The organism is Vibrio sp. 2-Bac 85 (assembly GCF_037546705.1).
Lineage (GTDB): Bacteria > Pseudomonadota > Gammaproteobacteria > Enterobacterales > Psychromonadaceae > Psychromonas.
This window is the reverse complement of record NZ_JALAAB010000051.1, coordinates 1-796: the sequence shown is the minus strand read 5'-3', so window position 1 is coordinate 796 and position 796 is coordinate 1. Positions and strand designations below refer to the sequence as shown.

Annotated in this window: 1 protein-coding gene; it reads right to left on the bottom strand. The window is 47.9% G+C overall.

All coding sequences use genetic code 11. The annotated features are described in order from the left end of the window. Positions 1–796 (bottom strand): tandem-95 repeat protein (locus tag MT390_RS19690; protein ID WP_499442908.1); only part of this gene is annotated, 796 nt, incomplete at both ends.

Genomic DNA, 796 nt, shown 5'->3' with positions numbered 1-796 from the left:
AACTACTACTGAACCATTAGCGCCTTGAGTCACGCTTTCTACTGGTGAGATCGCTGCTGCAGTGCCATCGGTTGAGTCATCATCATTTGCAAGCACATCGATATCAATCGCGGCATCTTCGTTAGTCGTCGCGGTATCGTTAGCGACAACCGTAAGGTCATTCACGGCATCAACCGTGACATTAACCGTGGCTTCCTGGCCTTCTTCGTTGGTATAAGTAAAGCTATCCGACCCGTTAAAGTCAGCATTCGGTGTGTATTTCACCGTGCCATCGGCATTGATAGTCACGATACCGTTGGTACCTTGAGTCACACTTTCTACCAGCGAAACCGCCGCTGCAGTGCCATCGGTTGAGTCATCATCATTTACAAGCACATCAATATCAATCGCCGCATCTTCGTTAGTGCTTGCGGTATCGTTAGCCACAACCGTTAAATCATTAACCGCATCCACCGTGACATTAACCGTGGCTTCTTGGCCTTCTTCATTGGTATAAGTAAAGCTATCCGACCCGTTAAAGTCTGCATTCGGTGTGTATTTCACCGTGCCATCGGCATTAACTACTACTGAACCGTTACTACCTTGGGTAACAGAGGCTACTGGCGAGATCGCTGCTTCAGTGCCATCGGTTGAGTCATCATCATTTGCAAGCACATCGATATCAATCGCTGCATCTTCGTTAGTCGTCGCGGTATCGTTAGCTACGACGGTTAAATCATTAACCGCATCCACCGTGACATTAACCGTGGCTTCTTGGCCTTCTTCATTGGTATAAGTAAAGCTATCCGACCCGTTA